This window comes from Streptomyces flavofungini (genome assembly GCF_041028215.1).
Classification (GTDB): Bacteria; Actinomycetota; Actinomycetes; order Streptomycetales; family Streptomycetaceae; genus Streptomyces; species Streptomyces flavofungini_B.
In genome coordinates, this window is the sequence record NZ_JASKYR010000413.1 from 1 (window position 1) to 7,369 (window position 7,369).

The 7,369-nt window shown below is 71.4% G+C and carries 5 protein-coding genes and 1 pseudogene; 5 read left to right on the forward strand and 1 reads right to left on the reverse strand.

Annotated features, from left to right (window positions below):
* Nucleotides 1-1,682: fumarate hydratase (locus AB8Z36_RS25360; RefSeq protein ID WP_369215691.1), on the forward strand; the 1,682-nt coding region annotated here is incomplete at its 5' end.
* Nucleotides 1,683-1,735: 53 nt separating this feature from the next.
* On the opposite strand, the gene AB8Z36_RS25365 is transcribed toward AB8Z36_RS25360, so the two are convergent.
* Nucleotides 1,736-3,295, reverse strand: coding sequence for a ricin-type beta-trefoil lectin domain protein (locus AB8Z36_RS25365; RefSeq protein WP_369215692.1), 1,560 nt, complete (start codon nucleotides 3,293-3,295; stop codon nucleotides 1,736-1,738).
* Between the two features lie 144 nt (nucleotides 3,296-3,439).
* Between AB8Z36_RS25365 and AB8Z36_RS25370 the strand changes: the two genes are divergently transcribed.
* The 4 genes and pseudogenes from AB8Z36_RS25370 to AB8Z36_RS25385 all read left to right on the forward strand — a co-directional run.
* Nucleotides 3,440-4,852, forward strand: a complete 1,413-nt coding sequence (locus AB8Z36_RS25370) for a class II fumarate hydratase (RefSeq protein WP_369215693.1) — start codon at nucleotides 3,440-3,442, stop codon at nucleotides 4,850-4,852.
* Between the two features lie 54 nt (nucleotides 4,853-4,906).
* The gene (fomD, locus tag AB8Z36_RS25375) at nucleotides 4,907-5,590 is read left to right on the forward strand and encodes a cytidylyl-2-hydroxypropylphosphonate hydrolase (RefSeq protein WP_369215694.1); all 684 of its coding nucleotides are present in this window, start codon (nucleotides 4,907-4,909) and stop codon (nucleotides 5,588-5,590) included.
* A 116-nt stretch (nucleotides 5,591-5,706) separates the two neighbouring features.
* Complete coding sequence (locus AB8Z36_RS25380; RefSeq protein ID WP_369215695.1) at nucleotides 5,707-6,348, forward strand: class I SAM-dependent methyltransferase; 642 nt, start codon at nucleotides 5,707-5,709, stop codon at nucleotides 6,346-6,348.
* Nucleotides 6,349-6,410: 62 nt separating this feature from the next.
* Nucleotides 6,411-7,369, forward strand: a pseudogene (locus AB8Z36_RS25385) (SpoIIE family protein phosphatase); the annotation flags it as partial.

Here is a 7,369-nt window from a genome sequence, read left to right on the forward strand (position 1 = left end):
CACCCAGCCCTGCGTTTGCATACTCCGATCTGCTCCCGCTGGGAGAGGACACCACCCCGTACCGGCTGGTGACCGCCGAGGGTGTCTCCACCTTCGAGGCCGACGGGCGGACGTTCCTCAAGGTCGACCCGGAGGCTCTGCGCAAGCTCGCCGCCGAGGCCATCCACGACATCCAGCACTACCTGCGGCCCGCACACCTGGCGCAGCTCCGGCGGATCATCGACGACCCCGAGGCGTCCGGCAACGACAAGTTCGTCGCCCTCGATCTGCTGAAGAACGCGAACATCGCCGCCGCCGGTGTGCTCCCCATGTGCCAGGACACCGGCACCGCGATCGTCATGGGCAAGCGCGGCCAGAACGTCCTCACCGAGGGCGGCGACGAGGAGGCGCTCTCCCGGGGCATCTACGACGCGTACACGAAGCTGAACCTGCGGTACTCCCAGATGGCCCCGCTGACCATGTGGGAGGAGAAGAACACCGGCTCCAACCTGCCCGCCCAGATCGAGCTGTACGCGACCGACGGCGGCGCCTACAAGTTCCTCTTCATGGCCAAGGGCGGCGGCTCGGCCAACAAGTCGTTCCTGTACCAGGAGACGAAGGCCGTCCTGAACGAGGCCTCCATGATGAAGTTCCTGGAGGAGAAGATCCGCTCGCTGGGCACGGCCGCGTGCCCGCCCTACCACCTGGCGATCGTCGTGGGCGGCACGTCCGCCGAGTTCGCCCTGAAGACCGCGAAGTACGCCTCCGCGCACTACCTGGACGAGCTGCCCGCCGAGGGCTCCCCGACCGGCCACGGCTTCCGGGACAAGGAGCTGGAGGAGAAGGTCTTCGAGCTCACCCAGAAGATCGGCATCGGCGCGCAGTTCGGCGGCAAGTACTTCTGCCACGACGTACGCGTGGTGCGCCTGCCCCGGCACGGCGCCTCGCTGCCCGTCGCCATCGCCGTCTCCTGCTCGGCCGACCGCCAGGCCACCGCGAAGATCACCGCCGAGGGCGTCTTCCTGGAGCAGCTGGAGACGGACCCGGCTCGCTTCCTGCCCGAGACCACGGACGAGAGCCTCAACGACGACGCCGGGTCCGCCGACGTCGTCGAGATCGACCTCAACCAGCCCATGGACGCGATCCTCGCCGAGCTGACCAGGCACCCGGTGAAGACCCGCCTCTCCCTGACCGGCCCCCTGGTCGTGGCCCGCGACATCGCGCACGCCAAGATCAAGGAGCGGCTCGACGCGGGCGAGGAGATGCCGCAGTACCTGAAGGACCACCCCGTGTACTACGCGGGCCCCGCGAAGACCCCCGAGGGTTACGCCTCCGGCTCCTTCGGCCCGACGACGGCCGGGCGCATGGACTCCTACGTGGAGCAGTTCCAGGCGGCGGGCGGCTCCAAGGTGATGCTCGCCAAGGGCAACCGGAGCAAGCAGGTCACCGACGCGTGCGACGCCCACGGGGGCTTCTACCTCGGTTCGATCGGCGGCCCCGCCGCGCGCCTCGCCCAGGACTGCATCAAGAAGGTCGAGGTCGTCGAGTACGAGGAGCTCGGCATGGAGGCGGTCTGGAAGATCGAGGTCGAGGACTTCCCCGCGTTCATCGTCGTCGACGACAAGGGCAACGACTTCTTCCAGAACCCGGCCCCCGAGCCGACGTTCACGCACATCCCGGTGCGCGGTCCCGGCCTGGCGTAGTACGTGCCGCAGGGGCCCCTTCACGCGCGCGTGAAGGGGCCCCTGCGGTGTTCTCAGGCGAACCGCTGGTCCGCCGCTCCCGTGCACTTCCGCAGCCGCACCGGCTCCTTGGCCCCCGCGAGGGTCAGACAGAGGCCGGTGGCGGAGGCGGGACGCACCGTGCCCGCCTCGCGGACGAACTTCTGGTTGCCGCCGCCGTGGCAGTTCCACAGGGTGACGGCGGCGCCCTCCTTGTAGGCGCTGCCGGGCACGTCGAGGCAGCGGTCCTGGGTGAGACCCGTGTGCAGCGAGCCGCGCGCGGTGTCGTACCACCAGGTCTGGTTGCGGTTGCCGGTGCAGTCCCAGCCCCGCACCTGGGTGCCGTTGCCGCTCCGGGACGCGTCGACGTCCACACAGGTGCCGGTCGCCGCGTTCCTCAGCGGCTTGTACGCGTCGTCCCAGCCGCCCTCGTACAGCTTCGGGCTGCCGGTGCTCGCCGGGTCGGCGCAGCCCGCCTCGCGGTAGCCGGACGCGTAGAGCTGCGTCAGGCAGGAGGCGAAGGCGGCGTGGCCGCGGGCGTTGGGGTGGAAGGACTGGCGGACGGAGTTGGAGTCCGGCGGGAAGGGGTGGGAGAGGTCCACGTAGAGGCCGCGCGCCCAGGTGTCCTCCATGCAGACCTCGTGGCCGTGGAAGAGGCGGGAGTTGTCGAGGTAGGTGGCGCCCGCGTTCCTGGCCGCCCTGCGCATGCCGGTCTCGAAGGCGGGCACTGCCACGTTGCGGCCCCACTCGGTGTCGGAGTCGTAGCCGAGGCCGCCGCAGGCGAGCTTGCCCGGGAACTTCGGGTTGTCCCGGAAGTCGGGGCCGATGGGGCTGGGGTAGCCCATGGCGACGAGCCGGTAGTCGCCCTCCTGGTAGCCCGCGTCCCTCATGACGGTCTTCAGGTCCCGGAGGGTCTGCTCGACCTTGGGCACGAGCGCGTCCACGCGCGCCTGCCAGCCGCCGTCGTACTTCCCGGCGCAGGCGCCCTGGCTGAGCAGGTAGCGGGTGACGCAGTCGGTCATCACCGGGGAGAACTGAAGGTCGTCGTTGGCGCCGACGACGAGCAGGATCGCCTTGATCCGCGTATTACGCGCCTTGATGGCGAGGTTGTCGCTCTGGACGAGCTCGTCGGCGTACTGCCGTTGGCCGCCGATCCTGATGTTGACGGTCTGCGCGCCCGAGCAGGCGACGTTGTACGTGACGTCGGCGGGGATGCCGGTGCGGTGGATCGCGGCGTCCGGCGAGCGGTGGCACCAGTTGTCCGGTCCTTCGGTACCGGGTTCGTACGTGCCGACGCCCTCGCCGGAGATCTCGCTGTCCCCCAGCGAGATCAGGCCCGTCCTGCGGTCGGCCATGGGGCGCTCGGCGGGGTCGCCGTAGAGCTCGGTGGCCTCCCGCGCCCGGATCTTCTCCAGCTCCGGCGACAGGGGCGCCGACAGCGGCGCCGACTGCGGCTGCCGCGCCTTCGCCGCCGCGTCCTCGTCGGCCGCGCGGGCGGGCCCGGTGGCCGCCGCGCCGAGCAGGGCCGCCGTCGCGGCGGCCGCCGCGAACGTACCTCGCAGGCGGGACCGTCCGCTGCGTCTGATGCGCTTCATCGCGCCTCCACGGTTTGGTGTTACCCACGGTTTGTACTGGTGGGTAGACGACATGGGAATAGCCCGAACAAGACAAGTGCTCAACTTTTCGAGGGTTTTCCACAGCCTTCGACGGGGTTTCGAGCGGAGAGGTAGGTTCACGGCATGACCAGCGACGCCAGCGACGACCGCACCGGCGGGTACCGGACCGAGCACGACTCGATGGGCGAGGTGCGGGTCCCCGCGGACGCCAAGTGGCGTGCCCAGACCCAGCGCGCGGTGGAGAACTTCCCGATCTCCGGACAGCGCATCGAGCGGGCCCACATCGCGGCCCTCGCGCAGATCAAGGCGGCCGCCGCCAAGGTCAACGCCTCGCTCGGCGTGCTCGATCAGGACGTGGCCGACGCCATCGCGGACGCGGCGGCCGAGGTCGCCGACGGCCGCTGGGACGAGCACTTCCCGGTGGACGTCTTCCAGACCGGCTCGGGCACCTCGTCGAACATGAACACGAACGAGGTCATCGCCACCCTCGCCACCGAGCGGCTCGGCCGCGACGTGCACCCGAACGACCATGTGAACGCGTCACAGTCGTCGAACGACGTCTTCCCCTCCTCGATCCACATCGCGGCGACCGGCGCCGTCACCGGGGACCTGATCCCCGCCCTCGACCACCTCGCCGAGGCCCTGGAGCGCAAGGCCGCCGAGTTCGCGGACGTGGTGAAGTCCGGGCGCACCCACCTCATGGACGCCACCCCCGTCACCCTCGGCCAGGAGTTCGCGGGATACGCGGCCCAGGTGCGGTACGGCGTCGAGCGGCTGCAGGCCTCCCTCCCGCGCCTGGCCGAACTGCCGCTGGGCGGCACGGCCGTGGGCACCGGCATCAACACCCCGCCCGGCTTCTCCGCCGCCGTCATCGAGGAGCTCGCGCGGGCCACCGACCTGCCGCTGACCGAGGCCCGCGACCACTTCGAGGCGCAGGGCGCGCGCGACGGCATCGTGGAGACCAGCGGGCAGCTCCGCACCATCGGCGTCGGCCTGACGAAGATCTCCAACGACCTGCGGTGGATGGCCTCGGGCCCCCGCACCGGGCTCGCCGAGATCAGCCTCCCCGACCTCCAGCCCGGCTCCTCGATCATGCCGGGCAAGGTGAACCCGGTCATCCCGGAGGCCGCCCTGATGGTCGCCGCGCAGGTCACGGGGAATGACGCGACAGTCGCCGCGGCGGGCGCCGCGGGCAACTTCGAGCTCAACGTCATGCTCCCGGTCATCGCGAAGAACGTACTGGAGTCGATCCGCCTCCTCGCCAGCGTCTCGCGGCTGCTCGCCGACCGGACCGTCGACGGCATCACCGCCCACCGCGAGCGCGCCAGGGAGTACGCCGAGTCCTCGCCCTCCGTGGTGACACCGCTGAACAAGTACATCGGCTACGAGGAGGCCGCCAAGGTGGCGAAGAAGTCCCTCGCCGAACGCAAGACGATCCGCGAGGTCGTCCTGGAGTCCGGATACGTCGAACGGGGCGCACTCACCCTCGAACAGCTCGACGAGGCCCTGGACGTGCTGCGCATGACCCGTCCCTAGGGGCATCCCCCGAACGCACCGGCTTCGCGTGGCGACGGCGTCTAATATCTGTCCATGACAGACCTCGACGGAAAGACGGCGGACGGCGGAGCGGCCAGGTGGGCCCCCGGCGACCACATCCTGTGGCGGTACCGGGAGAACGCCGGGGACCGCTTCCACATCTGCCGTCCCGTCACCGTCGTCCAGGACACCCCGGAGCTGCTCGCCGTATGGATGGCGCCCGGCACCGAATGCGTGAAGCCGGTGCTCGCCGACGGGACGCCGGTGCACCGCGAGCCGCTCGCCACCCGGTACACCAAGCCGCGCGCGGTCAGCAGGAGCCACTGGGCGGGCACCGGCGTGCTCAAGCTCGCCCACCCCGGCGAGCCGTGGTCGGTCTGGCTGTTCTGGGACCACGGCTGGAAGTTCAAGAACTGGTACGTGAACCTGGAGGAGCCCCGCGCGCGCTGGGCGGGCGGCGTCGACTCCGAGGATCACTTTCTGGACATCTCCGTGCGGCCGGACCGGAGCTGGCAGTGGCATGACGAGGACGAGTTCGCGCAGGCCCTGCGGGTGGGCCTGATGGACCAGGAGAAGGCCGCTGACGTACGCGCGGCGGGGCGGGCCGCCCTTGGCGTGATCGAGGCCTGGGGGGCACCGTTTTCGGACGGCTGGCAGCACTGGCGTCCCGATCCGTCCTGGGACGTACCCTCCCTCCCGGATGACTGGGACCGTACGCCCGCGCATGTGTCCTCATGAGACCCTTGATGCGCCCCCGTGGTTCAAACGTAGGATCGTCCTCCGCAAGGGCGCACAGCAGCAACTCCGCGAACCTGTGCGGTGCCTGACAGGAAGTCATCGAGGGGCGGCAGAACGTGAGCGTGGACCGCAGAGGACAGGCCGAGGCCTTTGACGGCATCGGGCAGTTCTACGACGACGCCTTCCCGCACAAGGAGGGCCAGCTCGCCGCCGGGCGACGCCTGGCAGCGGCGCTGCCGCCCGGCTCCCGGGTGCTCGACGTGGGCTGCGGCACGGGCCTGCCCACCGCCCGGCAGCTCACCGAGGCGGGCCACACCGTCGTCGGCACGGACATCTCGTCGGGCATGCTCGCACTGGCCGGAAAGAACGTGCCTGCGGTCGAGTTCAGGCAACTCGACATTGCGGACCTCACCGCCGACGGACCGCGGGGAGTCGGCCTGTTCGACGGCATCGCCTGCTTCTTCGCCCTGCTCATGCTGCCGCGCCCGGAGATCCCCGAGGCGCTGCGGAGGCTGCACGGGCTGCTGCGGCCCGGAGGCCTGATGGAGCTGTCCATGGTCGAGGCCGATCTGGACGACGCGGCAATCCCGTTCCTGGGGCACACGATCCGGGTATCGGGTTACCTGGGCGATGAACTGCGTCAGGTCGTACGTGACGCGGGCTTCGACATCGCCGACGAGGCCACCTACTCGTACGCACCGGCGAGCACAGACGTACCACCCGAGCACCAGATCTTTCTGCACTGCCGACGCGGCTGAGCGACGCGCAACGCTGGACGGCGCGCACGGCGCGCAGCCCCGGACGGACGGATTCGAAACGCGTGACGGAGCACCTCACCCCCTACGAGGGTCGCTACGAGGGTCGCAAGGCACCCGCTGCCAGGACGACCGCCCCCGCGGATCCCCGCGGGGCGCTGCTGCGTTCCTCCGGCGTGCCCGGAGCCGGCGGCGCCGCGGGTCCCGCGGCACAGGCCCGTGCGGGCGACGCGCTGCCCGGGGCCTCCGTGCCGCCGTCCGGTGAGCACTCCCAGCCCTCGTCGGCCGCCGAGCCCGACCCGGGCAGGCCGCGCCCGCCGGAGGGCGTGCCGAGCCAGCCGGGCGGCGCCCCGGCGGGCCCGCCGGGCGGCGAGGAGCGGCGCACCGGACGGCCCCGGCCGCCCGGTGCCGGGCCCGCGGCGATGCGGCGCGACGGCGACCGGCTGCGGTTCGTGGGCGCGGCGACGCGGCGGATCGCCCGCGGCATAGACCTCGACGAGATCGTGATGGGCCTGTGCCGCGCCACGGTCCCGACGTTCTCCGACGCCATCCTGGTCTATCTGCGCGACCCGCTGCCCGTCGGCGACGAACGGCCCACGGGACCGCTGGTGCTGCGGCTGCGCCGCACCGACCGGCTGCGCTCCCTCGACGAGGGCGGCGAGGACCAGGACACCGACAGCGGGCTGCCGGCCCTCCAGGTCGTGCCCGGCAGCGATTTCACGGGCATCACGGCCACCGCTGAGCTGTGCGAGGTGCGGCCCGGCGGCGCGCTCGCCGAGGTCCTGCGCGGCGTGCGCCCGGTCTTCGCGGACTCGGCGGCGGCGCAGGCGGCGCTGCCCGAGCTCCTCGGCGAGGGCAGGGCGGTGCCCGCGGCCGCCGCAGGAGGTCCTGCACCACCTCGACGAGCAGGCCCAGCGGCTCGGTTCGGACCGCATGGCCACCTGCCTGTACGCGGTCTACAACCCGGTGTCGCACCGCATCACCATCGCCAACGCGGGCCACCCGCCGCCCGTCCTGCTGCACC